20 protein-coding genes are annotated in these 23,601 nt (G+C 62.3%); 8 read left to right on the forward strand and 12 right to left on the reverse strand.

Going from position 1 to position 23,601, the window contains the following annotated elements:
* Nucleotides 1-78 precede the first annotated feature (78 nt).
* Nucleotides 79-1,419: an O-antigen ligase family protein gene (locus ACYU81_RS08855; protein WP_460987271.1), complete on the reverse strand. Its 1,341-nt coding sequence runs from the start codon at nt 1,417-1,419 to the stop codon at nt 79-81.
* 191 nt (nt 1,420-1,610) lie between these two features.
* Nucleotides 1,611-2,366 (reverse strand): LuxR C-terminal-related transcriptional regulator, encoded by a 756-nt coding sequence (locus ACYU81_RS08860; protein WP_460987272.1) that lies wholly within the window; start codon nt 2,364-2,366, stop codon nt 1,611-1,613.
* A gap of 621 nt (nt 2,367-2,987) precedes the next feature.
* On the opposite strand from ACYU81_RS08860, the gene ACYU81_RS08865 reads away from it, so the two are divergent.
* The 4 genes from ACYU81_RS08865 to ACYU81_RS08880 all read left to right on the forward strand — a co-directional run bounded on the left by ACYU81_RS08865 (nt 2,988) and on the right by ACYU81_RS08880 (nt 8,266).
* Nucleotides 2,988-5,090, forward strand: a complete 2,103-nt coding sequence (locus ACYU81_RS08865) for a polysaccharide biosynthesis protein (protein ID WP_460987274.1) — start codon at nt 2,988-2,990, stop codon at nt 5,088-5,090.
* 51 nt (nt 5,091-5,141) lie between these two features.
* Nucleotides 5,142-6,389 carry a DegT/DnrJ/EryC1/StrS family aminotransferase gene (locus ACYU81_RS08870; RefSeq protein WP_460987276.1) on the forward strand — a complete coding sequence of 416 codons (1,248 nt, stop codon included), beginning with the start codon at nt 5,142-5,144 and terminating at the stop codon, nt 6,387-6,389.
* An 87-nt stretch (nt 6,390-6,476) separates the two neighbouring features.
* Entirely contained in the window at nt 6,477-7,043 is a 567-nt protein-coding gene (locus ACYU81_RS08875) for a polysaccharide biosynthesis/export family protein (RefSeq protein WP_196225176.1), read from the forward strand.
* Nucleotides 7,034-8,266 carry an outer membrane beta-barrel protein gene (locus tag ACYU81_RS08880; RefSeq protein ID WP_460987278.1) on the forward strand — a complete coding sequence of 411 codons (1,233 nt, stop codon included), beginning with the start codon at nt 7,034-7,036 and terminating at the stop codon, nt 8,264-8,266. Before ACYU81_RS08875 ends, ACYU81_RS08880 begins: the two co-directional genes overlap by 10 nt.
* 12 nt (nt 8,267-8,278) lie before the next feature.
* Here ACYU81_RS08880 and ACYU81_RS08885 read toward each other — a convergent pair whose 3' ends face one another.
* From ACYU81_RS08885 to ACYU81_RS08900, 4 genes are read right to left on the reverse strand one after another with little or no spacing between them, the layout of a single operon-like run.
* The gene (locus ACYU81_RS08885; RefSeq protein ID WP_460987279.1) at nt 8,279-9,685 is read right to left on the reverse strand and encodes a pectate lyase; all 1,407 of its coding nucleotides are present in this window, start codon (nt 9,683-9,685) and stop codon (nt 8,279-8,281) included.
* Nucleotides 9,682-10,944, reverse strand: coding sequence for a glycosyltransferase family 4 protein (locus tag ACYU81_RS08890; protein ID WP_460987280.1), 1,263 nt, complete (start codon nt 10,942-10,944; stop codon nt 9,682-9,684). The genes ACYU81_RS08885 and ACYU81_RS08890 overlap by 4 nt, the downstream gene beginning before the upstream one ends.
* Before the next feature lie 2 nt (nt 10,945-10,946).
* Nucleotides 10,947-12,134, reverse strand: a complete 1,188-nt coding sequence (locus tag ACYU81_RS08895) for a glycosyltransferase (protein ID WP_460987282.1) — start codon at nt 12,132-12,134, stop codon at nt 10,947-10,949.
* A gap of 23 nt (nt 12,135-12,157) precedes the next feature.
* Nucleotides 12,158-13,003 (reverse strand): hypothetical protein, encoded by an 846-nt coding sequence (locus ACYU81_RS08900; RefSeq protein ID WP_460987284.1) that lies wholly within the window; start codon nt 13,001-13,003, stop codon nt 12,158-12,160.
* A 192-nt stretch (nt 13,004-13,195) separates the two neighbouring features.
* Between ACYU81_RS08900 and ACYU81_RS08905 the strand changes: the two genes are divergently transcribed.
* From ACYU81_RS08905 to ACYU81_RS08915, 3 genes are all read left to right on the forward strand, one after another.
* Nucleotides 13,196-14,362 (forward strand): glycosyltransferase family 4 protein, encoded by a 1,167-nt coding sequence (locus ACYU81_RS08905; RefSeq protein ID WP_460987285.1) that lies wholly within the window; start codon nt 13,196-13,198, stop codon nt 14,360-14,362.
* A 281-nt stretch (nt 14,363-14,643) separates the two neighbouring features.
* Nucleotides 14,644-15,837 carry a calcium-binding protein gene (locus ACYU81_RS08910; RefSeq protein WP_460987286.1) on the forward strand — a complete coding sequence of 398 codons (1,194 nt, stop codon included), beginning with the start codon at nt 14,644-14,646 and terminating at the stop codon, nt 15,835-15,837.
* 213 nt (nt 15,838-16,050) lie between these two features.
* Complete coding sequence (locus ACYU81_RS08915) at nt 16,051-17,391, forward strand: lipopolysaccharide biosynthesis protein (RefSeq protein WP_460987288.1); 1,341 nt, start codon at nt 16,051-16,053, stop codon at nt 17,389-17,391.
* Between the two features lie 9 nt (nt 17,392-17,400).
* Here ACYU81_RS08915 and ACYU81_RS08920 read toward each other — a convergent pair whose 3' ends face one another.
* Genes ACYU81_RS08920 through ACYU81_RS08945 form a run of 6 tightly spaced genes read right to left on the reverse strand, consistent with a single transcriptional unit; the run spans nt 17,401 to nt 22,525 of the window.
* Entirely contained in the window at nt 17,401-18,081 is a 681-nt protein-coding gene (locus ACYU81_RS08920; RefSeq protein WP_460987289.1) for an HAD family hydrolase, read from the reverse strand.
* Complete coding sequence (locus ACYU81_RS08925; RefSeq protein ID WP_460987290.1) at nt 18,065-19,105, reverse strand: ATP-grasp domain-containing protein; 1,041 nt, start codon at nt 19,103-19,105, stop codon at nt 18,065-18,067. The genes ACYU81_RS08920 and ACYU81_RS08925 overlap by 17 nt, the downstream gene beginning before the upstream one ends.
* 1 nt (nt 19,106) lies before the next feature.
* Nucleotides 19,107-19,790, reverse strand: coding sequence for a PIG-L deacetylase family protein (locus tag ACYU81_RS08930; protein WP_460987292.1), 684 nt, complete (start codon nt 19,788-19,790; stop codon nt 19,107-19,109).
* Entirely contained in the window at nt 19,787-20,710 is a 924-nt protein-coding gene (locus ACYU81_RS08935; RefSeq protein WP_460987294.1) for a methionyl-tRNA formyltransferase, read from the reverse strand. The genes ACYU81_RS08930 and ACYU81_RS08935 overlap by 4 nt, the downstream gene beginning before the upstream one ends.
* Nucleotides 20,682-21,284 carry a sugar transferase gene (locus ACYU81_RS08940; RefSeq protein WP_460987295.1) on the reverse strand — a complete coding sequence of 201 codons (603 nt, stop codon included), beginning with the start codon at nt 21,282-21,284 and terminating at the stop codon, nt 20,682-20,684. Before ACYU81_RS08940 ends, ACYU81_RS08935 begins: the two co-directional genes overlap by 29 nt.
* A complete protein-coding gene (locus ACYU81_RS08945; protein ID WP_460987296.1) occupies nt 21,284-22,525 on the reverse strand; it encodes a glycosyltransferase family 4 protein in 1,242 nt (413 codons plus the stop codon). The genes ACYU81_RS08940 and ACYU81_RS08945 overlap by 1 nt, the downstream gene beginning before the upstream one ends.
* A 185-nt stretch (nt 22,526-22,710) precedes the next feature.
* Here ACYU81_RS08945 and ACYU81_RS08950 point away from each other — a divergent pair, with 185 nt between their 5' ends.
* Entirely contained in the window at nt 22,711-23,574 is an 864-nt protein-coding gene (locus ACYU81_RS08950) for a sulfotransferase family protein (RefSeq protein WP_460987297.1), read from the forward strand.
* Nucleotides 23,575-23,601 lie beyond the last annotated feature (27 nt).

The following is a 23,601-nucleotide window of genomic DNA, read 5'->3' on the forward strand; positions in this document are numbered from 1 at the left end:
TGAATAATCCGGAAGGTGTGTCAATGGTGCCCAGGAGCGCGAGCAAGGACAACGGTCACTGGAAACCGGGAAGAGCCTTCAGCTTTCCAGCGGAGGAAGATGGCCGCGCATGCCTCTGCGTTGCGAGGGCGAAGGCAAGAAACGAGGGCTGATCACTCCCGGTCCGATCAGTGCGGGACTGACGGCGAGGAAGACGAACAGGAACCAGCATCGCCCATAAACGTGCGGCATGCCCATCACCGCGTTGGCGAAGGTTACGAGCGTCGTAACGATCGTCAGCAGCACCAGCTTCCCATATCGGGCTCTATAGCCGGCGATGCCCGCCAATATGGGAACGGTCATCAGCACCAGATAGCCCAACAGCGACAGGCCGCCACCCTCGTTCAGCAGCAGCAGGTAGAGGTTATGGACAGGAAGACCATAGCGGCTTTCCTGCCGATACTGATCCGCGCCAAGGCCGATGATGAGATTCTTGTCGGCCATCTCCAACGCTTCCCGGTTCAACTCCTGCCGGGACTCGAACGTACCCGCGGTCGAAAGATCGCCTGAGTTCAGGGCGGAAAGGACCCTGGTCTGGAATGTCGCGGGAAGATAATTCTGCCCGAATGCGAGCACAGTCGCGCCCAGCGACGCGACGATGATCAGGGTCTTGAAATTCCGTCTGCCGCCGAAGAAAATCAGGGCGGCGGCGATCATGCTGTAAAGTCCGGTATTGGAACTGGTCAGGATCACGCCCGTGATGAGAATGGCGAGGCAGGGCAGCGCAATCATCGGCCGCATCTGTTTGGACAGGAGCATCAGCCAGACGAGCGTCATCGCCATGACCGTCAGCACGCCCATGCCATTGGGATTGCCGGCAAAACCCTGTAGCCGCTTGTTGCCGGTGACGAGGGCCATCTGTTCCCTGTCGATGCTGTAATAACCGGCCGAGTAGACCATGGCGCCGAGCGCGCACATGACCACCATGCCCCAGATTCCGCATTTGATGAGGCGGACGACTTCCTCTTCCGACCGGCGCAGCAGGACGAGCGGCACGAGCAGATAGGCGAAGGAATATTGGGTAACCAACACCAGGCACCTGACCACATCGCCCTTGAAAACGCTGCCTATGAAAAGGCCGCCGCTAAGCATCAGCAGTCCCAGCACCCAGAGCCAGGTCAGACTGGCAAAGGGCGACGCCACCCTCCCTGTCGACACACGCAGGAAGAAGGCGCCTGCGAACATCACGTCGCTTATGGTTATGTAAAGGCTGGGATGGCGGAAGGCGTTGTAAGGCGCGAAAAACACCGCGCCTTGCAACAGGACGAATTCCCATCTGTGGAGTTCGTCCGTCCAGAATTGCGTTCGTTCCTGGGCGGGGCTGGCACGACGGCCGCCGGGCAGTGGATAATGGCTTGCCTGATACTGACTGGTTTGCACGCCTGGCGCTCCGGCTATTTTTCTGCCTTGTTCCGCGACTAGGATGCAAATCTGGCCGGACTTAGTCCATTGCACATAATGCCTGCCCGGCGTTCAAAAGGGCAGGGGACGATATCCGATTGGGTAGGGGGTCAGGCAATGAAAACGGATGGTTAGCACCGCTCAATGCTACCTCTGTTCTTCAGCGATTTTCACACGCTTGCCGAATAACCAGCCGTCTCGCGCGTCGCGCCTTTCGGCGGGAAAGCGGCAGGGCTGGCCTTGGGCGGAGAGGGCCTAGCGCTGTCAGCTGCCAGACCATGCAGTCCCTGTCCTGCTGCCCATATGGCTGCCTGGGTACGATTGGACACCCGCAGTTTGCGCAGGACCGCTTTCACATGAACCTTGACTGTGGCTTCGCTGATCGAAAGCTCGCGGGAGATGACTTTGTTGGGCAGCCCTGCGATAAGGCGCCGCAATATCTCCATTTCCCGTGCCGACAGATTGGCGCAGTCGATAGATACCGCGTTGGGCGTTTCCTCGCAGACGGCGGATTGATCGATCAACTTCTGGGCCAGTTGCGAAGGAAAGATCTTTTCCCCCAACGCGATCAGGTCGAGATACCCTCCCAATCGTTCGCAAGACAGGTCATTGATCAGATAGCCTTCGGCGCCCGATCGAAAAGCATCCAGCATTGCGTCGAAATCGAACTTGTTGGCGAGTATCGCGATCCGCGCGCTTGGATAATATTCGCGCGCTTGGGCAAGCGCCGCGCCGTTCCATTCCATGTCCTGATCTTCGATCAGCAGCAAAAGGCAGTCGGAATCGGCGACGTGGGCGGGGCAAGGCTCGTCCAGTCTGGCCCCGGTATAGAGGATCTGACGCTGTTGTGACGAAAGAAGCCGCCGGAGACCCTCTCTGACGATGGAGCTTCCGCCCACAAGCACAACATCTGAATCCATTGTCATCGTCCGCCTCCCTCAACACCACAGAAAGACTGTGATGGATTGAATGCAAAAGCACTTGCTGAAGGCGACCCCTGTCTTATCGGGTCGGAGAGTATCACAAATGCAGCGTCGAACAATAGGCGTAACATTTTGGAAAAATTTAACTTACGTGAAGATCGTGCGTTGGCGCGATTTCGCTAACCGCTTGTCTATTCATGAATTTATCTGAACCATCCCAAATAGCAAGGAAGCGCTGTCCTTTAGGACGGCCTGATGACATGTGCTGAACAGCATGTGCGATTCGCGCGTAACCTATTGTGGAAATGATCTTCTGGCAGCGGCTTGGATTTAGCCCGTCAGTCGATGTCGTGGGCGAATACGACCCGGCGCACATGTCAATTAGCCAAAAGACTTAATCCAGCTTCCTCCCGCAAATCATTCGGGGCGCATGCCTGCGGATATTCTGCTCGTTCGGCCAACACCCGCACCGATTCCTGCCACAAGGGATGATAGCTGTCTGGTTCATTGCGGCCGGGGGCCAAGTTGTTACCGTTTTACTCGTGATCTGGACGATCGCGCTCCGCATGCTGCGACAGGCCCTCTTTGGCAGCATGCGGGGCTTGTTCGTCGGAGGTCCTTCTCTTGAACCGCAAGGGTTTTGCTATGGATGCGAGCGCGCCGCCCGCTGGATCTGACCCGCTTCTCGACGATCTCGCAGACCCGCGTGCGGAGGTTTCCGCTGGTGGGCCTGGATGGGCGATATTGCTGCACGATCTGCTGACGCGGCCGACCGGCTTTCCCGGCCCGGCCCGCTTTGCAGCGCTGATGCTGATCGACGCGTCGTTGATCCTGACCACCCTGCTTCTGGTCGTGATGGCCATACCGGGCAGCGTTTCGGCGGCCTTCTATGACCGTCCCAGCCTCATGATCTTCTTCACCCTGGTGGCGGTGTTCGCTCTCTGCCTGACGGGCCTTTACTGGCGAAGCTGGCGCTTCCTCTCCTTCGGCGACTGCATCGCGCTTTCTACGGGGGTCGCGGGCGGAGCTACGGCGGCATGGAGCATGTGCCTGATCATCTCGGCAAAGATACGGGCCGTGCCGCTGGAGGCGGTCGGCTTCGCGCTGCTGCATTCGGCATTGCTGCTGGTGGCGATGATCGGCGTGCGAACGGTGCGCCGGGGCCTGCGCGAATTCGCCTTGGCGCATATCGTTCCTCCCGGCGGCGGTCACAACATATTGCTGCTGGGTGAGCTGGACTGGATACGGTCGCTGATGGACATGCTTCGCGCCGAGCGGACCAATCGGTTCAATGTCGTCGGCGCGCTGACCTTTGACGGACGCGAGACGCGGTTGCAGGTCGCCGGTGTACCTGTGCTGGGTTCGCCCGACAAATTGCCGCAGATCGTTGAGATGCTGGCGACGCGGGGGCTGAAGCCCGAAAGCCTCGTCATACGCGGCGACAGGACGATGCCCCGCCGGTCCTTCTCCCATCTGGTGAAGTTGGCCGATCAGTGCGACCTGACGGTTGCGCACGCCAATGACCTGCAAAAGGCGAAGGACGGAACGGCCCGCCTGGAAATCAAGCAGTTCGAGCTGGCCGACCTGCTCGGCCGACCCGAAGTCTCCCTCCAGCGCAGCATCGTCGATCGGCTGATCCGCGCCCGCCGGATATTGGTGACGGGCGCGGGCGGCACGATCGGCGGCGAACTGGTGCGCCAGATCGCCACCTTCCGCCCGGCGGAGATCGTCCTCCTCGATCATTGCGAGTTCAATCTCTACACCATCGAGATGCAGGCGCGGGACAAGTTCCCGGATCTCATCTGCCGGCCCGAACTCTGCTCGATCCGCGACCGCGCGGCGCTCGACGACGTCTTCCAGCGTCATCAGCCGGAGGTTGTCTTCCATGCCGCCGCGCTCAAACATGTGCCCATTGTCGAGGCCAATCCGTGCGAGGGCGCCCATACAAATGTGCTTGGCACGCGAAACGTCGCGGATGCCGTCTGCGCTTATGGCTCGCTCGCGATGATCCAGGTGTCGACGGACAAGGCGGTCAATCCGGTGGGCGTCATGGGCGCCACCAAGCGCCTCGGCGAACTCTACTGCCAGGCGCTTGACCTGATCGGCCAGTGCGACCCGGACAGCCCGCGTTTCATGACGGTGCGGTTCGGCAATGTGCTGGGTTCCAGCGGATCGCTCGTGCCCCTGCTCCAGCAGCAGATGGCCGCCGGAAAGCCGCTCACCATCACGCACCCGGACATCAAGCGCTATTTCATGACCGTGGGCGAAGCGGTGCAACTCATCCTGCAAAGCAGCGCCCGCGCCATGGAAACCAACATTGATCGCGGCACCATCTTCGTTCTCGATATGGGTGAGCCGATCAAGATCGTCGACATCGCCCGGCGAATGATCCGTCTAGCGGGCCTGCGTCCGGACATCGACGTGCCGATCAAGTTCGTCGGCCTTCGTCCCGGCGAGAAGCTTTACGAGGAATTGTTCGACACCACCGAGGAACAGCTTCGTTCCAGCATCCCTGGAGTCATCGAAGCAAGCCCCTGCCCGGTCCCGCTCGAAAAGCTGGTGAATGCCTTCACCGAATTGGCAAACCTCATCCATACCCATGACGAGGATGGGGTGCGCGACCTGATGAAGGAATTGCTGCGCGCGCCCGCCCAATCGAACTGGGCAAAAACGCTGCGAGAATTGACTCGGGAGATCGACCTTGTCGGCAAGGCTGCGAATGAATGACCGGGTGCCAGCGTTTGCGCGACCGATGCCCATGATCCTGGGGATGAGGATATGAATCGCATAGCCCAGACGCGCGAACTAGGTGCTGCGGCCGTCGCCATCCCGCCTTTCCCGCCGCCAGACCGGCGCTGGCCCCAATATGAGCCGGACGAGATCGATGCCGTGGTCCGGGTGCTGGAAAGCGGCCGCGTCAACTCGCTGGTGCATGGTGACGAGTGCCGCGCCTTCGAACGCGAGTTCGCGCTGTATTGCGGCATGCCCCATGCGATCTCTCTCGCCAACGGCACGCTGGCGCTGGAACTGGCGTTTCGCGCGCTGGGCGTCGGGCCGGGCGATGAGGTGATCGTTCCGGCCCGCAGCTTCTTCGCCAGCGCCTCTGCCGTGGCGGCGGTCGGCGCGGTGCCAATATTCGCGGACATCGACGCCAACAGCCACACGATCGATCCCGCCGCCGTGGTTCCGCTGATCAACGGAAGGACGAGAGCCATATTGTGCGTCCATCTGGCTGGCTGGCCCTGTGACATGGAGGCGCTGTCGGCGATCGCGAACGGGCATGGCCTGTGGCTGGTGGAGGACTGTGCCCAGGCGCATGGCGCCGCCATCGATGGAAAGAAGGTCGGCTCCTTCGGCCACGCCGCCGCCTTTTCCTTCTGCACCGACAAGATCATGTCGACGGGCGGGGAAGGGGGCATGTTGCTGCTGAAGGACGAAGCGCATTGGGAACGCGCCTGGGCCTATAAGGACCATGGCAAGAATGTCGCGATGCTCTCGGCGCCTGCGGCGGGCAACGCCTTCCGCTACCTGCATGAAAGTTTCGGCACCAACTGGCGGCTGACGGAAATGCAGGCCGCGATCGGGCGGGCGCAGTTGCGCAAGCTGCCGCCCTGGCTGGCGCGGCGGCGCTCCAATGCCGCCATCCTGCGCGAAGGACTGGGCGATCATCCGCTGATCCATGTGCCACAGGTGCCGCAGGGGGTGGATCACGCCTTCTACAAATTCTACCTCATGCTGGACGCGGCGGATGCTAGACCTGCCGTCATCGCCGCGCTCGCTCGTCATGGCATACCCGCCGGGACAGGATCATGCCCGGACATGTCCCGGGAACTGGCCGTCCGGAACAGTGCCCACCCCAATCTCCATTCCCTGCCGATCGCCGCCGAAATAGGCGAACGCAGCCTCATGCTGCCGGTCGATCATCTGCTAGGCGATAAAGATATGAAAATCATCGTCGATGCGCTGCTGGAGGCGCTCGAGGATGCTCGGGAAGGCGACCAGAGTTTATCCTTTCCGAACAAATAACTATCCAGCAGCAATTGACATTAATTTATTTCTGTTCTGAAACTGTAACAAAAATGGCCAGAAGTGGCCAGGAAATGGGAGGTGGTCATGCGGCTAGTTCACTCTATCGGCATTTCCCTGATGCTCGCGCTTTCGGCCTGTACCGGCTCTGTGTCCGGTCTGCCTGCCGTTTCCACCGCCAACGCCGATCAATATCGGCTTGGTCCGGGTGATGAACTTCGCATCATCGTTCCCGGCTTTACCGAAATCGATAATGGCACGGCCTTCGTCGTCAATGATCGCGGCGAACTGACGTTGCCGCTGATGGGCGGGATTCCGGTCAGGGGATCGACCATCCCCGAACTGGAACAGCGCATCGCCGCCCTGCTGGTGGAAAAACGGCTGATGGTCTCGCCCGCCGTCAGTGTTCAGCCGGTGAAGCTGCGGCCCATCTACATCCTTGGTGAAGTGCGTAGCCCCGGCGAATATCCCTATCGGCCCGGTATGACGGTCGTCACCGCAGTATCGGTGGCAGGCGGGTACACATTTCGCGCCAATCGCAACACGGTTGCCATCATCCGTCAGGTGAATGGCCAAGCGTCCACCGCCAAGGCTTCCGAAAATACGCCGATCCAGCCGGGTGACACCATCAAAGTCGTGGAGAAATGGTTTTGACAGCGAAGCGCCTCATCCCCTTCTGCTCATGCGTCATTTTGACGGGCATGGCCTTTCCTGCTGCCGCACAGCAGCTGGATCGAGCCACGCCGCTGCTGGAAACGCCGGAGGAATATGAGGCGAGAGCGGTGCAGTTGGGCAGAATATCGGCCTATCTCGGCGCGGATGCCCGGCTTGAATATGATTCCAACATCTACGCCCTGTCCTCGAATGAAATCGACGATGAGCGCTTGACCATCTCGCCGTGGCTCAACCTGCGGCTGAGCGATAGCAAATTCGAGCTGGCGGCGCAGGCGCGGGGGGTAATCCGGCGCTATTTCAAGAATGACACTGAAAATTCCGAGGGCATAAATACCAGTATCGGCGGCGTGTATCACCTGTCGGGCGCCGATAATATTACCGCTAGCGCGGGCTGGATGCGGCTGGTCGAGGACCGCGGCGAACCTGAATCCCGCACGGGCGTCGGCACGCCGCCGCGCAGATATGACCAGTGGCAAAGTGACCTTGGCTATACGCATCAGGGCGCCCGCTTCAATCTCGGCGTGAAGGGCACCTGGCTCAAGAACAATGCCCTGGCCGCCGTCGATGCCGAACGCGACTTCGACCAATATTCCGGCTCCGCCCGGCTGGGATACCGGGTCAGCGGCATGATGAATGTGTTCGGCGAGGGTTTTATCACCCGGCGCGAGTTCCGGTTGCCGGTGGACGCGTCGGGTGTAGACCGCGATTCCAAAACCTATGGCGCACGGGCAGGGGTCGCCTTTGAACCCGGCGGCCTGATCCGTGGCGAAGCGTCCGTCGGCGTGTTCCGCTTCAACCCCGACGACGCGCTATTTGACAGCAGGACCGGCCTGTCGGTTTCGGCCGGGCTGACCTACACGCCTTCGCCCAGATGGGCGGTCACGCTCGATGGCTTCCGGGGCGATGTCGCCACTGTCCGCACTGGCGCGCAGTCGCGGACTGACACGAGATTCCGGCTGGGTGTGCAGAATGAGATTTATCACAATCTGCGCTGGCAGGCTTCCGTGCTGTACCGCCGCAGCAGTTTCATTGGGTCGGGCCAGCACGAACGGACGATCGCCGGTGTGGCTGAAGTCGAATATCTGGTGAACCGCAATATTTCCTTCGCGCTCACCGGCCGCATCGCCAATCGCGACAGCACAAGAGCGTTCGACGATTTCGACCGCTCGATCGTCGGCGCGGAAATCCGCCTGCAATATTGATTGGATAGAAGATCAGCGTATCTGCCGCCCGGCCATGACTTCGCGATGGGCAAAATCCAGGAATTCGTCCAGATTCAGCCAATTGTCATGGTCGGCATCCTGCCAGGCATCATTGCGCCGGGCGTTCATGCCATTGGCCCGCTCCCAGCTGTCGGCCATCCCGTCCTCATCCAGATCGACATAGGGCGTTCCGGACGCAATCCGGGGTAGCGGGCGTGGTCCGTTTCGCATTCTTGCGTTACGCAGGATATTCCCTGTCCGGTTGCGAACATCGCTGACGGTACGCAGGTCGAGCGCATCTCGCGGAAATGCTCCAGCGCCGGCCAGTACCTGGATATAGGCCTTTTCGGGTGAGGCGACTTTCATGCTGAGGGGGCAGACGGGCCGCCCCACACGTGCAGCGGCTGCGGCGCGGGTTGTCATCACCTTGACCTGATCCAGCCTGTTGGCGGCCATGAATATTTCCGATTGGCCTGTGCTCGCGCCCACATCACGATCTATTGCGGCAATCTTGTCCGTACCGTCCGGACCATTTTTGTAATAGTTGCCGACGATGTTGACGGGCGTTCCGCCATAGATTTCCTGCACGCGGGTGAATTGGGACCTGGCATTATAAAGAACATTGTTGACGATCTCCACGCATGACTTGGGCGTGAAATTCACGTCCGGACTTCTGCTTCCATTATGAGCGCACAGGTTGCGGATGAAGCTGACCTTCTGCGGCTCCCGCGGGTCGAAAGCGAGCATCGCGCATTTGCTCCGCCGGGAAATGCCCTCTGTAAAGATGGAGTTGGACATTGTGACATTGTCGTTCACGCCAAAGCCGCCGATGATCTGACCTAATGCCCAGGCACCGCTGACATGATCGAAGATGATGTTGTGGCTGTTCTCAAAAAGAAATGATCCGTTGCTCGCGGCAGCATTCCCGTTGAGATCGGTTCGTACGCGGATATGGCGAATGATCACGTCATGCGTATTTTTGGCAACGATCGGGGTGTTGCCGCTTTCGCCTCCCGCATGGGTGATCAATATTCCGCCCCCAGGCGCGGTCTGACCGGCGACGGTGATATAGGGGTGGCGGATCACCGGCCGATCCGTCGTGAAACGGATCACGCCAGCGACGCGGAAGATGCACACGCGCGGCTTTTTGGCCTCTATGCATGCGCGCAGGGAACCGGGGCCGTGGTCCGCCAGCGTGGTGACAGGCATAATCACGCCGCCACGTCCGCCACGGGTCCGTCGGCCAAAGCCTTCGGCTCCGGGAAATGCTTCGGCACCGGGTACTTCGGGCAATACTGAAGTTCCGTCGGAATTGCCGGTGCCCGTCAATTGCCGCACGATATCGGAAGGCGTGACAAACGGAGCCACCAGTAGCGCGGCGATCCCGACACCCAGGGCGGCCACCGCATTCGAACTCACCATCGCCTCCGGTTCCGGCGCGGCCCCGTCCCGAGGAACGACTGATAGATTGCGGACACTTGCGACGCATGCTGCTCCACGCCGTAACGGCGGTTCGCCAGGATCTGCGCCTGTGCGGCGACCGCCGTCCGGCGATCCGGGCAATCGAGCAACTCGACGATGGCCCGCCCCATGGCGGCGGGATCATCGGGTTCGACCAGCATGCCCGTCACGCCATGGTCGATCGCTTCGATATTACCGCCCGACGCGGCAGCAATGACGGGCGTGCCGAGCAGCATGGCTTCGATCAGCGACCGGCCAAAGGGCTCGTTGACCGCCGTCACCACATGGATGTCGCAGCCCGCCATTAATGCCGCCGATGGATAGCGAAAGCCCATGAGGCGCAGGCGATCGCTTACGCCCAGCGCCTTGGCTTTTTCGTTGATCTGTTCCTCTATCCCGTCCGTCAACGGCAATCCGAACATCAATCCCATCACGGGCAGTTCGGGCCGCGTCCGGGCAATATGTGCCAGCGTCTCCACGAACATCAGCGGCCTTTTGCGGTCGATGAAGTGGCCGAAAAAGCCAAGAAGGCGGGTGTCGGGATCGACGCCCAGCTCCGATGTCAGCGCCAGATGCGCCTGCGCCCGGTCGATCGGCTCGGCGTCCGCGTCGAAGGGACTGTAGATGACGGAAGTCTTGCGCGCCGCGCGCTTTCGACGGCGCACCTCGGACAAGGCATAGGCGGATACGCCGACGATGCGATCCGCCGCGAAGGGGGCGACGAAGCGGACGCCTCGGGCATCATGACTGCCCCTATGGTGCCACAGCATCTTGGCCCCCGCCAGATGCGCGGGCAGTGCCCAGGACATATGCATCGGCCCATCATTGGTATGAACGATCCGGACGTCGTTCAGCCTCAGAAAACGGGTCATGCGCCACTGATCGATCAAGGCGCTCACCGTCTCCGCCTTGCCTCCCGCCTTAGGAACGCCAGGCGACTCGCCGAAGAATCGGGTATCCGGTAGAGTGACGAACTCCAGCCCTTCGGATCGCAGGAAATCGCCGAACTGCCCCGATCCATAATGCAGGACGATGAGGGGCGAGAAGCGGCTCCGATCCAGCTGATGGATGAGCTTGGTCGCGGAGATATGGCTCCCCCCCATCGCGCCCCCGGCAAAGGGGAAGCAGATGCGCGCCGGGGCAGCGCTTCCGGCTTCGTGGTCCAGCGTCGCGGCGGATCCGGACAGAGAGGGGGAGGCGGGCAAGACCTGCAACATGTTCACATCACCTGTGCGCGGCGTGGCGAGGCGGGGGCTCCCCGTTCCGGAAAGGAGGAACCAGATACATCCCGGTAAAGCTGGTGGTAACGCGCCGCGATCTGGCCCATCGAAAACTGCTCCTGCACGCGCGTGCGGGCGATCTCACCCCATTGGTGGCGCCCATCGGAACCCAGCCGGTCCATCGCCATGATCGCCTCGGCAAGCGCCGCCGGGTCGCGTGGCGGAACGACCATCCCGCTTTTGCCGACGATCCAGCCGCTGTCCCCGACATCGGTCGCGATGCAGGGCACGCCGCACGCCATCGCCTCGCCCAGTATATTGGGAAAGCCTTCACCCCAGGCCGAAGGCAGTGCGACTATGTCGAGGCCGGGCAGCAATGTCTCAAGATTCCGGTCATGGCTCCGCAGGGTCAGGCGATCGGCGGGCATGGACGCCAGCAGACGCGCAAGCGGACCGCTGGGTTCGTCCATGCCTTGACCCGTCAGCAGCAGGTGAACATCGGCGCCACGCTCGCGAGCGCGCAGGACCGCTTCGACCAGAGTGGCCGCATCCTTCATCGGATGATTGCGCGCCGCCATCCCGACGATCAGCGCGCCCGGTGCAATCCCTAGATCGCGGATAAGCGCATCGCGAGCCTCTTCACGTGGACGAAAGAGGTCGCAATCGAACCCATTGGGAATGACCGCCATATCTCCCGCGTGAAAGCCTAGCCGCTGATGCTGCGCCGCCGCCGCATGGGAGTTATAGATGATCGTGCGCGGCCAGGATGAACATGCGGCGGCCAGCCGCACGATGACTCGCATCAGGGGCTTTTCCTGCGACAGTTCATCGATGCTGTGGCGCACATTCCAGATCACCGGCACGGTGTCCGCGCTCGCCAAGGTCGCCAGCCGGGTGGCGAGATGGGCGTGATACATCCACGCCATGATGACCGCTGGCTGTTCCTGCCGAATGACGGCGCGAAGGCGGGAAAGCCCCGGCAGGAGATCGATGGCCCTTCTCATGCCGCAATGATGAAGCGGCACGCCGCTCGCACGGATGCGGTCTCCAGCTACACCCGGTGGCATCAGCGACACGACCGACGGCTGCATCGCGCCGCCCTGCCTGCGTTCATGATCCACCAGCTTCGCGAGCATGGTTTCCGCGCCCCCGACATTCAAAGCGGTTATGACGTGGAGAATCTTCATGGGGGCTCCTGAAGCCGTGCCGATCACATTGCGGTCAGCAACTTTTCTATTTCGGATCCGGCACCAATCCGTTCCACCACCTCCAGGGCGCCACTGTCGCTCATGGCGAACAGCGTCCCATGATGGTCCCCGGACACCCGCGTGCGCACGATGAACAGCAGCGATCCTGGACCTTTGAGATAGGACCGAAGATTATCCACCGCCTTCCGAAGGTCGGCTTCGGCGAAGTAATTTTCGTTGAGGATGTTGGCGGCGCGAACCAGATCGAAACGGCGGCCGAAACCGTCACGCGGGGCCAGCACATCATCCTCGACAATCGTGATGAGGCCATGGTTGCGGACGCGCGGGCTGACCAGTTCGACCTTCCTGACGCCCACACCCTCGCGCAGCCTGCGCGCCGCCAGACCGCCGACGATGCGGGACAGGATCGGCCGCACTAGCCACATGCCGGTCAGATAATCCAGACGGCGCCGCCATGGCTGTATCGACCGGCCGGACAAGTCGACCTGCAACAGCTGACCTTCGGGGTTCAGCAGCGCCGCGCACCTTTTGCCCAGCGGGACGATCCACGCATGGATGGCATGATCGGTGCCGGTGATGCGCGGCCGATAGCCTTCACGGGCAAAGGCGTCGCACAGGTCCAGCGTGGTCGTCCCCGACGATACGCCGACGTCCAGTACTTCCCGCACATCCAGCCCGCGCGCCTTGACCGCTTCCACCAGACGGCCGTCCAGCGCGCCGAACCGTCCGCCCCAGGTGCATTTGAACGTGTTGTTCGGGTTCTTGATGGAACTGAAGAAGGCGTCTTCGACCTGTTGCGGAAGGGCTTCTGCCGGGTGCGAGAAAAATTCTGTTGCTGCTACTATCATAGCCGTTGAGCCTACAATGTGTGGCGGCGGCATGAAGTGGGCGCTTGGCTATGAGGAAGGCCAATAGGGATTAGCCCAAATGCGAGCGGCCTGCGGTTCTGGCTAAGCCGCTTGGCCGCCACGACCAACTGGCGATAATCCGCAAGTTCCATGGATTTGACGCGGCCAAGGCTTCACTGTGCGCGGATGACAATGCCGGTCCGGACGGATGCCTCAGCCAGAGGCAAGCCGCACATCGCCTTCATTCTGCCCGGCCTGCGTGCTGGAGGATCGGAACATATCGTCAGCCTGCTGTGCAATCATTTCAGCCGGTCGGGTTGGACGGTCAGCCTGTTCGCCTTCGAAGAGCCCGGAGCGCGTCCCTATTATGCGCATGATCCGGCTGTCAGCATCACGCAGCTGGGCTTTCCCGTCGGGCGCTTGCCGGTGCTGCGATCCGCCCTCGCGGTCTTCAATCGCATCGGCGCGCTCCGCAAGGCACTGGCAAGCACGCGCCCGGACCTGATCATCAGTTTCCTGACACGCACCAACGTCGTCACCGTTTTTGCCGCAAAGCCGCTCGGCATCCCGGTGATCGTGTCGGAACGCAACAATCCCGCCCAGCAACGACCCGGCGCCTTCTGGTCGGCTCTGCGTCGCTACACCTATGCCCGCGCGCACGGGCTGGTGACGATGACGCAAGGCGCGATGCAATATTTCCCCAAGGTCATGCGTCCCCGCCAATGGGTCATTCCCAATCCCACCTATGCTCCCGTCACGATCGATGAGGCGCGCCCATGCGGCAGGCAGGTCGTCGCCGTCGGACGGCTGGTGCCGCAAAAGGGGTTCGACCTGCTGCTGGATGCCTTCGCCAGCGCGGCCCCTCTCATCCCCGACTGGTCGCTCACCATCTGGGGGGAGGGGCCGGAGCGCGCGAAGCTCGAAGCGCAACGGGACGCCCTCGGCCTGCAAGACCGGGTGTCGATGCCGGGCGTCACAAACGATCATGGCGGCTGGCTGCGTGAAGCCGACATCTTCGTCCTCTCCTCCCGCTTCGAAGGGTGGGGTATCGTCGTGGGCGAAGCCATGGCGGCGGGCGTCCCCGTGATTTCCTTTGATTGCCGCTTCGGCCCCGGCGAAATGATCGCCGACGGGATCAGCGGCCTGCTGGTCCCGGATGGCGACGTGTCCGCTCTTGGCGCGGCCATCGCCGCCTTGTGCGCCGACCCCGATCAGCGCCGCCGCCTGTCCGAAGGGGCGCGGGCCGCCTCTCAGCGTTTCACCGTCGACCGCGTCCTTGTCCAATGGGAGCGCGCAGCGATGGAGGCGATCGCCCCGCGCCAGTCCGGGGCAAGTTCGATCAGGCCTGTCGCTATCTGAACGGTGCAGCCTGTTTTTGACACTTCTAAACGACGCTGATTTCGTATCGGCGCGCGCGCCCTAACGCGTGGCAAACAGGTTTCCCGTTTGGAGAAGTCACTGCGCTAAAACGCATAATGCCGGAAGCGCGCGGCCAAATCGCCTTTCTCGTGCTCCAGGACTGGCCGGAATCCGCGCCTGCCCGGCGGTTTCAATCAACCTATCGTTTAGATTAGCGTGAGACAGTTATGTCGGTCCCGCACCATTTTTATGCGCGTGGGGCCTCTACTGGGAGCGGGTGAATGGCGAAGTTTTACGGGACTGTCGGAGACGACACCATCAAGGGAACATCCCTAATCGACAGTATATTCGGTGGCGCAGGCAATGATCAGCTGTGGGGCGGATTAGGCGACGATTATATTGAGGGGAATGATGGCAACGACGTGCTTCATGGGGAAGCGGGCGCCGACTTCCTCAAGGGCGGTTTGGGCGATGACCAGCTTTGGGGAGAGGACGGCAATGACTCGCTCGACGGCGGTCTCGGTAACGACCGTATCTATGGCGGCCTGGGCAACAACATCGTCGTCGGCGGGGACGGCAACGATCGCATCGAAACGCTCGACGGGCACGACCAGATATTGGGGGATGCCGGGAATGACACCATCCTCGCGGGCGGGGGCCGCGACTATATCGATGGAGGCGCGGGAGATGACATCATCTACGCTGGCGCTGGCGATGACGGGTTCCTGAACGAAATCAATCCGGCGACCGGCCTGCTGACGACCCAGGCCGTGGCCGGCGGCGCTGGCAATGACTGGATCTACGGCGAAGACGGCAACGACAAGTTGAAGGGGCAGTCGGGCGACGACTATGTCTACGGCGGCAACGGCAATGACAGGGTCGATGGCGGCGACGGCAACAACTATCTGTCGGGCGGCAGCGGCGACGATATTCTGGATTCCGAAGGCGGCGTGGATCAGCTCTATGGCGGCGACGGTCGGGACAATATGGAATCGGGCGCGGGCAATGATTTCCTCGACGGCGGCAAGGACGCGGATTCCCTGAATGGGGAGGCGGGGAACGACATTCTGTTCGGCGGCGATGGTGACGACCTGCTCTTGGGCGGCGGCGGTGCCGACGAGCTGCACGGCGATGCCGGGAACGACAAGCTGACCGGCGATCTGGGCGCCGACAGGCTGTGGGGTGGCGCGGGCGCCGACTGGTTCGTCTTCAAGGGCGCGGGTGCGCTGGATGGCGGCGACCGGATAGAGGATTTCCAGGACGGTGCCGACCGCATCGTGCTGGAAAAGCTGGGAGTCACCAAATATGCTTCGGGCGGAGCGCCCGGTACGGTGTTCGCGCATGATGGAGCCTCGGGTAACGTCTTGCTGGATGTCGTCACCTCTTCCGGGGCGAAGTTCAGCATCGACATTGCCGATCCCCTGGGGACGTTGACCGCCCATAATTTCACCGCTGCGGATTTCATCTTCGCCTGATGGCGGCGCAGACCGGCCGTTTCTGAACGGAACGGGGCGCCGCTTGCTTGCTGGTGAGTGCGCGGCCCCGTTTCGCAATTCTTCCTCCGCACCGGCTATTCGGAGTTAAGACGACAGAGAAGCTGCGTCTTCCCTGCTTCGGTCCCATCATAAGTCTCGAAAAACAGGACTGAAGGTGGCGTGCCGATGAATGCGGTGGGATTTCGATTGAAGATGACCTTTTCCGCGATTCGGTTGCGCGATGCGCTGACTCATCGGCGTGCGCGGGCCGTATTCCATCTTCTGTCCGGCACCGCCGCGACGCTGGCGCTGACGCTTCTGTCCATTGCCCTGGTCGCGCGGCTGCTGGGGCCTGCCACCTATGGCATATTCGCCATGATCCTGACGCTGGGTCAGGCATGCGAGCGGCTCGTCAGCTTTCAGTCGTGGCAGCCGCTGATCCGCAATGGGGCGACCGTCGATCCTCACGCGGACCCGGTCACCTATTTCGCGCTGCTCAAATTCGGCTGGCTGCTCGATATCGGCGGCAGCATCGCGGCCTGGGCGATCGCGAGCGTGCTGACGATCGCCGGACATTATCTGTTCGGCTTTTCCTTCCAGCATGTCGGCTACACGCTCCTCTTCGCCACCTCGCTACTGTTCAACTTCAACGGTGTCTCAACCGCCATATTCAGGCTCGCGGGCCAATATCGCGCGGTGGCGCAGATTCAGGTCGCGAACGCGTTAGTCCGCCTCCTCTGCGTGGTGGTTGCTTATCTGGCGGGCGCGGGCATGCTCCAGATCATCCTCATATGGACGATCACCCAGATTTTGGGCTCGATTGCCAATTTCGTTTTTGCCATGCGCTTTTTGCCCCAGCCTGGATTTCGTCAACTGCTAAGAGCAAGGGCGAAAGGGATCACCGGCCGTTTTCCCGACATCTGGCGCTTCGCGCTCGGGTCGAACCTCTCGCTCACCCTTTGGTCGAGCGTGCAGGTCGTGGACACGCTGATCGTCGGATGGCTCGCCGATCCGGCAAGCGCGGGCCTGTTCCATATCGCCAAACGCATCAGTCGCATACTTCTCCAGGTCGGCGCGCAGGTGCAGGCCGTGGTCTATCCCGATCTCAGCCGGTTGGTGGCGGCGGGCAAGCGCCACGCCTTCGTCCGCGTGCTCGTTCAAACCGAATTGCTGCTGGGGGCCTTTGGCGTCTTCTGCTTCGTTGCCATGCTGTTGGTGGGCGGGCCTTTGATGCGCCTTGCGGTCGGGCCGCATTTTGCCGGAGCCGTTCCCTTGCTCACCGTGCAGATCCTCGCGGTCACTTTCGCGATCAGCGGGTCCGCCAGCCGCGCCGGGCTGCTGGCCCTGGGCGACCAGCGCGCACTTCTCCGCACGGTCATGGCATGCACGCTCGCCTTCTATTGCGCCGTGTTTTCGTTGGTTCCGTCGGTCGGAGCGATGGGCGCGAACATCGCCCATCTGCTGTTCGGCGTGATCTGGCTGGGCAGCCTGACGCTGTGCCTGCGCCGGGCGATCAATGTCGCCCCTTGGACGGTGGAAGAAGCTCGGAAATAGAGGCGCTCGTCAAAGCTCTTCCAGCGTCTCGATGATCTGATCGGCCTTCACGCCCTCATGCATGCCGAACTTGTGGATACGGTCGGGCCGGGCAATCTGCACCGTCCGCCACCCGCGTGACCGGGGCGCGGTGAAATCCTTCGACGGGTTGTCCGCGACATAGGTCAGCGATCCGCCCGACCGGCCGAAAATCCGCTCGACATGCTCGAACGCGCGCGGGTTTGGCTTCCAGCACTCGCGCCCCCATTTGTCGGTGCATATACCAAGGTGGATACCGCGCCCATATAGGCCCAGCGCCCTGATCTTGCGCCTCTGCGCATCAAGAAAGCCGTCGGTGATCACGGCAAAGCCCGTTCTGCCATCACGCCCCGCAAGGAACCGCTCCGCATCGGGCGCAAGGCAGATGTCGGGCCGGTGCTGCCGGTACGTAGCCAGCATCCGCGCGATCAGAGGGGGCGACGGCGTAAGCCCCAGCTCCTGCAAGCTGTCGTCGAATATCTGGCTGCGACGCCCCGCGTCGAACCGCGCGCGCATCACCTCGCCCAGCCCGTCGATGCCCAGCGCGTTACTCGCCCATTGCCCCACGGCCCTCAGCCCGCTCAGCACATAGTCGCGCTCGAGGTAGAGGGTGTCGTCCAGATCGAAGACGATGACGCGCTCGAACCGGGTGCTTTCAGACGAAAACGGCATCATCGAAACGCAGCATCAGGACATTGTCCTGCCAGCCATCATGCGCCGTACGCGGCAGTCCCAGCCGTTCTTCCAGCATCCACTGCGCAAACCGCGCCCCCGCCCGATGCGCCAATGGATAGCCCCCGCCGAACCGAGCATTGATCTCGAAAATGGAGGCGTTCCCCTCCGCATCCACCCGCAGCTGAAAGCACATCGCCCCGCGCGCGCCCTGAAGGGCGGAGCCCAACCGCCAAGCCAGGTCCTGGATGACCGCATCCCGCACCGTGACGCCCTTCTCGACCTCCCCCGACCGTACCCGCAGCCGCTCATGCGGAACCGCGCATTGCAGCTGTCCTGCGCCATCGAAATAGAGGCTGATCGTAAATTCCCGCCCCGCAAGAAACTGCTGGAGAATATAAGGTTCACTCTTGTCGAGCGCCGCCACTTCCTCGCGATCATAGACCATGCCGATGCCCCGGCTGGAGCTGCCATGCCGCGGCTTGGCCAGCAGCGGGAGCGGGAGGTCAGCCGATCCCTCCAGATAGTCTTCGACCGCAATCGTCGCGGGGGAGGGCAAGCCCGCATCCGTCAGGAACCGCGCCGTGGCCAGCTTGTCCCGCGCCATCTCCACCAGTTGCGCGTCAGAAACCGCCACATGACAGTTGATGGCAGCGAACTGCTCGCGCGCATTGGCATAGGCGATAAGCTCGGTATCGATCGTCGGCACGATCAGTTCGATCCGCTCGCGCCTGCAAATGTCCAGCATCTCAGGGATAAAGCCCTCGCTCTCCGCAGGCGGCGCGGCAAAGCTGCCGTCCGCCTCGACACAAGCCGGGCTCCAGTCCGGTTTCAGATCGCACGCGAACATGGCAAGGTCGACGCCCAGCGCGCCCGCCGCTTCGCGAAAGCTCCGCATCAGGCCGACCCGCCGCCCGGCGGAACTCAGCATCATGCGCAGCGACCGGCCGCTGCGGTCGGGTCCTTCCCAATCCGTGCCCAAGGTTGCCGATGCTCCTCCAGTCCGAGTCGCGGGCGCGTCCATGTCAGGCTACCTCTCTTATCAGCACAAAGGCTTCCGCCGCCCGCCGGCTGACGCAACTACCCCGCACCTGCGCAAGCGCGCGCAGGGTTTCGAAGGATCGTTCATTGGGAAAAGGACGAACCTGCGATTCAAAACAGCCAAAGGCCTCGATCTTCTGATCCAGATGCTCGCTGATGTCGATGAAGACGTGCGGCTGAAACGGAGGCGTCAGATATGGCGCCGCCCAATTGGTTTCCGACACGGTCTCATAAGCCAGAATGCGCCTTGGATAATGCGCCCCGACGGGCCGCGCCGCCACCATCGCGGCTTCGAATATCAGGCCGTGATCGAAATGCAGGTCGCCGAGGAAGGGCAGGAACAATGCGTCAGGACGGCTCTCCGCCACCACAGCGGCGATGCCCTCATTCAACTCCGCGCGCGGCAGGCAATCCAATGCCGCCGCTTCAAAATCCAGGAAATGCGTCCGCGCGACGCCCAGCACCTCATGAGCCTGGCGCGCTTCTGCCTGCACCCGCTCCACCTGCACCGCAGTGAAGCGCGGCGGCTTTCCCTGCGTCGCGATGACGACCTCGACATGACGACCCATGGCGGCAAGGCGCGCGATCGTTCCCCCGCAGCCCAGCACTTCGTCGTCGGGATGGGGCGCGATCACCAGCGCGCGCTCTATGCTGTCGATCATCGTCATGCCGCTGCCTTGGCCCGTCCCAATATGGCGTGGTTGGGCAGGGGCGCCTCCCGCGCCGTCTGCCACCGCAACACATGCAATCCCTGATCGTCGCCGCAGCGCACGACGAAGCCTTCCGCCATACGCTCGACAATCTGCCCCGGCGTCGCGGCGGCATGATGGCGCAGCGGCACCAGCGCCGCCTCTTCGATGACGATCTTCTCGCCTGCATAGCTCGTCCAGGCGCCGGGATAAGGATGGCCACAGGCCCTGACACAGCGCCAGATCGCCGATCCCGGCGCCGACCAGTCGATCAGCGCATCTTCCGGCCGCCTGCGCGCGGCATAGGTGGCGCACCGCTCATCCTGCATCGTGAGCGTCGGCGATCCGCCCGCAATATCCTCCAGCACGCCCGGCAGCATCGCTTCCAGCGCTGCCATATGCTTGGCGTAGAGCGTCGCCGCCGTCTCATCCGGCGCCAGATGGAAATAGCGCTGGCCAAGCAGCGGCCCGCTATCCACCCCCGCATCGATCAGGAAGAGGGAGGAAGCGGAAATGGGCTCATCCAGCAAGATGGTCCATGGAATGACAGCGCGGCCCCGCAGGCGTGGCAGTGGCGCGGGATGATAGCCCACGACTTCCCGCCTTGCGGTAGCGCGGAATGCTTCCCCGCAAATCTGCGACCAGCCGATGACGAAGATATAATCGGGCGCCACATCGCGGATCGCCTGCAACGCGGCATCGGAATTGATATTGGCGGTCCGCACCATCCGCGCCCCGGCTTTTTCGGCCTCGCCCGAAAGATCGACGAAATCGGAATGACGATGGGCAAGGTCGGGCGGCAGGGTGAATACCGCCGCCAGATCCCATTGGTGGGATTCGCCAAGGGCCGTCACCGCGACCCGCGTGCTTTCAACCGCGCCAACGACTATGGCCTTCATGCGCCCTCCTGATCGATGACTGGTTGGACCGTTCGCCGCGCACGGCCACGCTGATCGTCCGGGCAAGGATGGTAAGGTCGAGCCACAAGGAGCGGTTTGCAATGTACCAGAGGTCTAGCGCGATCTTGTCCCGCTCACCCAGCAGCGTGTTGCCGTTGACCTGTGCCCAACCCGTCAGGCCGGGCCTGACCGCGCACCGCTGCCGTCCCCGCTCTCCCGCTTCCTCTATGGTCGCGGGCAGCAGGGGGCGGGGGCCAATCAGGCTCATGGTCCCGGTCAGGATATTCCAAAGCTGGGGCAGTTCATCCAACCGTGAGCGCCGAAGGAACCCGCCGATCCGTGTCGTCCGCATGGCGTCGGGCAGCAACCGCCCATCCCGGTCGCGGGCGTCGGTCATCGTCCGGAACTTGATGACGGGAAAGCGCCGCCCGCCCTTCGTCACGCGCATCTGCCGGTACAGCACCGGCGCGCCACCGGTTAGCCTTATGGCACCGGCGATCACCGCCATGACCGGCAGCGCCAAAGGCAAAGCGGTGGCCGCGAACAGCATGTCGATCAGCCGCCTCATGCCCATCAGGATTCTCCGGCAAGGATCTGCGCGTTGACCCTCTTCCGCCCAGCACGCCCGGCCACGGGACCGTTCATCTCCATGGTCGAAAGCAGCAGCGCATTCACCATCTCGACCGAATAATGGTCTTCAACCGTCTTGCGCGCCGCCATGCCCAGTTGCGCGGGCAGGGTCGGCTGCTTGCATATCCGCACCATCGCGTCGGCCAGCGCTTTCGCATCGCGCGGCGCGACGATGAAACCGTTTACCCCCTGCCTGATCGGCTCACGGCAGCCCGGCATGTCGGTGGTGATCACGCCCCGGCCCACCGCCATCGCTTCCAGTATCGTGCGCGGCAGCCCCTCCCTATACCAGCTTGGCAGAACGAAGATGCTGGCCTGCCCCAGATAGGGGCGAACATCGCGCGTCTCGCCCAGATATTCGATAATGCCTTCGTCCTGCCATTGGGCGATCGCCTCACGCGAAACGGCGGCCGGATTTTCATCGAGAGGCCCAAGTAGTTGCAGGCGCACATCGGGAAAGCGCGCCCGTACGATCCGGGCGGCCTCGACATATTCGATCAGCCCCTTGTTGCGCAGCAGTCGCGCAATCATCAGGAAGACGGGCGGTCCTTCCGGCAAAGCCGCCTGGGCATAATGGGAAAGGTCCACGCCCGACCCTGGCACCTGGATGACCCGGCTGTCGGGGCGCAGAATATGGTGGCGCAGCATCTCGCCACGGTCATCGCTGTTGAACACGAACACCGCCTTGGCGGTGCGCAGCGCCTGCCGGTACAGGATGGACACGATCGCCCGCACATAGGGCAGCAGGCGCGATTCACCGTCGCTGAACACATGACCAAGCCCGCTCACCATTGCGTAGAAGCGGATGGACGGGAAAAACCGGCTGGCGATGCCGCCATAGATGATCGGCTTCTGCGTATAGGCCATTACCGCGTCCGGCCGATGTTTCCGGAAGCGACCGATCAGCCAGCTCAGCGTGCCCATATCGGCAAAGGGGTTCATCCCCGCCCGCGCCATGGGCATGGGCAGATAGGTCGCGCCCATCGCCGCCAGCTTTGCCTCGATTTCGGGATCACGGCCGGGCGCGCAGACAATGACCTCATGCCCGTTGCCGATCATTGCGGCGATCAGCCGTCCGCGAAAATTGATCACCGAATAGGCGAGGCTGGCGATGACGATGATCTTCATGCGGTCCCGTGACTGCTCCCGGATCGCCGCGCTATTGGGTGCGGCAAGGGCAAGCATAGGACAAAGCAGCCGAAAAACGCCGCACCATTCCGCACCTATACTTGAGGCCAGCCGCCCATCCTTTCGGATGACGAATGGGGATGGGGATTTGATTTCTGCTCAAAGGGATAAGGCCTCTACCCCTCTTCGGATCGTACCTATGCCCAACTGCCCGGCGCCCACATCCGCCCTATCTGAAGAACATGATTGATCGCCAGCCAAGCTTCGTCGTTATCGGCGCCATGAAAGGCGCGACAACCTGGATCGCTCATCAACTCCGCAATCATCCCGGCCTGTGGCTCCCTGACGCCGAACCCCATTATTTCAGTTCGGAATATGATCGCGGCCCGGAATGGTACGCCTCTCTCTTCGATCCCGCTCCGCCCGGCCGCATCATCGGGGAAAAGTCGGCGGACTATCTAGCGCATCCGCAAGCTCCGGAGCGCATGGCGGCCATGATTCCCGAGGCCCGCCTCATCGTTCAGCTGCGCGACCCGGTCCAGCGCGCCTATTCCGATTATTGCATGCTCTTCCGACGCGGACAGGTCAGCAGCGACCCGCGCAAATATCTGGAAAGCGCGCAGCCTGAACAGTCGCGTTTCCTGTCGGGCGGACTTTACGGCGCCCATCTGCGCCGTTTCCTCCGCCATTATCCGCGCAATCAGATCCACGTGATCCTGTACGAGTCGCTGCGGGAGCAGCCCGAACAGGTCATCGCGGACGTGTGCACCCATATCGGCGTGCCGGTGCATATCGCGCCGGAAGAGGTGGCCAGCCGGAAAAATGACAGCGCCAGCCCGATGTTGCCGTTGCCGCTGCGCCGTATGCTGCAACCGATGCGCCCGGTGCTCGACCCGCTCCGCTCCAACCCCCATCTGGCAAAATTGCGCGCGTCGTTGGCGGCGCCGATCCGCTACCCGCCCCTCACGGATGAATTGCAGCAGATGCTCCGCGATTTTTACTGCGAGGACCTGTTGATCCTGCAAGACATCCTCCAGATAGATTTGCGCCACTGGATCACCGGCGATCCTGCCACGAGGGACGTTCAAGCCGTGGCGGCTAAGTGAGGCGCGCCGTCATTCTCCAGTAACGTC

The sequence above is a fragment of the Sphingobium sp. TomTYG75 genome, from assembly GCF_054771635.1.

Bases quoted from the DNA above. Each gene is read 5' to 3' on its own strand.
- ACYU81_RS08910 (WP_460987286.1), top strand. From the start codon at position 14,644: ATGGCGAAGTTTTACGGGACTGTCGGAGACGACACCATCAAGGGAACA.
- ACYU81_RS08935 (WP_460987294.1), bottom strand. From the start codon at position 20,710: ATGAAGGCCATAGTCGTTGGCGCGGTTGAAAGCACGCGGGTCGCGGTG.
- ACYU81_RS08920 (WP_460987289.1), bottom strand. From the start codon at position 18,081: ATGCCGTTTTCGTCTGAAAGCACCCGGTTCGAGCGCGTCATCGTCTTC.
- ACYU81_RS08880 (WP_460987278.1), top strand. From the start codon at position 7,034: ATGGTTTTGACAGCGAAGCGCCTCATCCCCTTCTGCTCATGCGTCATT.
- ACYU81_RS08930 (WP_460987292.1), bottom strand. From the start codon at position 19,790: ATGACGATGATCGACAGCATAGAGCGCGCGCTGGTGATCGCGCCCCAT.
- ACYU81_RS08915 (WP_460987288.1), top strand. From the start codon at position 16,051: ATGACCTTTTCCGCGATTCGGTTGCGCGATGCGCTGACTCATCGGCGT.
- ACYU81_RS08925 (WP_460987290.1), bottom strand. From the start codon at position 19,105: ATGGACGCGCCCGCGACTCGGACTGGAGGAGCATCGGCAACCTTGGGC.
- ACYU81_RS08940 (WP_460987295.1), bottom strand. From the start codon at position 21,284: ATGGGCATGAGGCGGCTGATCGACATGCTGTTCGCGGCCACCGCTTTG.
- ACYU81_RS08860 (WP_460987272.1), bottom strand. From the start codon at position 2,366: ATGACAATGGATTCAGATGTTGTGCTTGTGGGCGGAAGCTCCATCGTC.
- ACYU81_RS08875 (WP_196225176.1), top strand. From the start codon at position 6,477: ATGCGGCTAGTTCACTCTATCGGCATTTCCCTGATGCTCGCGCTTTCG.
- ACYU81_RS08890 (WP_460987280.1), bottom strand. From the start codon at position 10,944: ATGTTGCAGGTCTTGCCCGCCTCCCCCTCTCTGTCCGGATCCGCCGCG.
- ACYU81_RS08905 (WP_460987285.1), top strand. From the start codon at position 13,196: ATGCCGGTCCGGACGGATGCCTCAGCCAGAGGCAAGCCGCACATCGCC.
- ACYU81_RS08945 (WP_460987296.1), bottom strand. From the start codon at position 22,525: ATGCTTGCCCTTGCCGCACCCAATAGCGCGGCGATCCGGGAGCAGTCA.
- ACYU81_RS08900 (WP_460987284.1), bottom strand. From the start codon at position 13,003: ATGATAGTAGCAGCAACAGAATTTTTCTCGCACCCGGCAGAAGCCCTT.
- ACYU81_RS08870 (WP_460987276.1), top strand. From the start codon at position 5,142: ATGAATCGCATAGCCCAGACGCGCGAACTAGGTGCTGCGGCCGTCGCC.
- ACYU81_RS08895 (WP_460987282.1), bottom strand. From the start codon at position 12,134: ATGAAGATTCTCCACGTCATAACCGCTTTGAATGTCGGGGGCGCGGAA.
- ACYU81_RS08950 (WP_460987297.1), top strand. From the start codon at position 22,711: ATGATTGATCGCCAGCCAAGCTTCGTCGTTATCGGCGCCATGAAAGGC.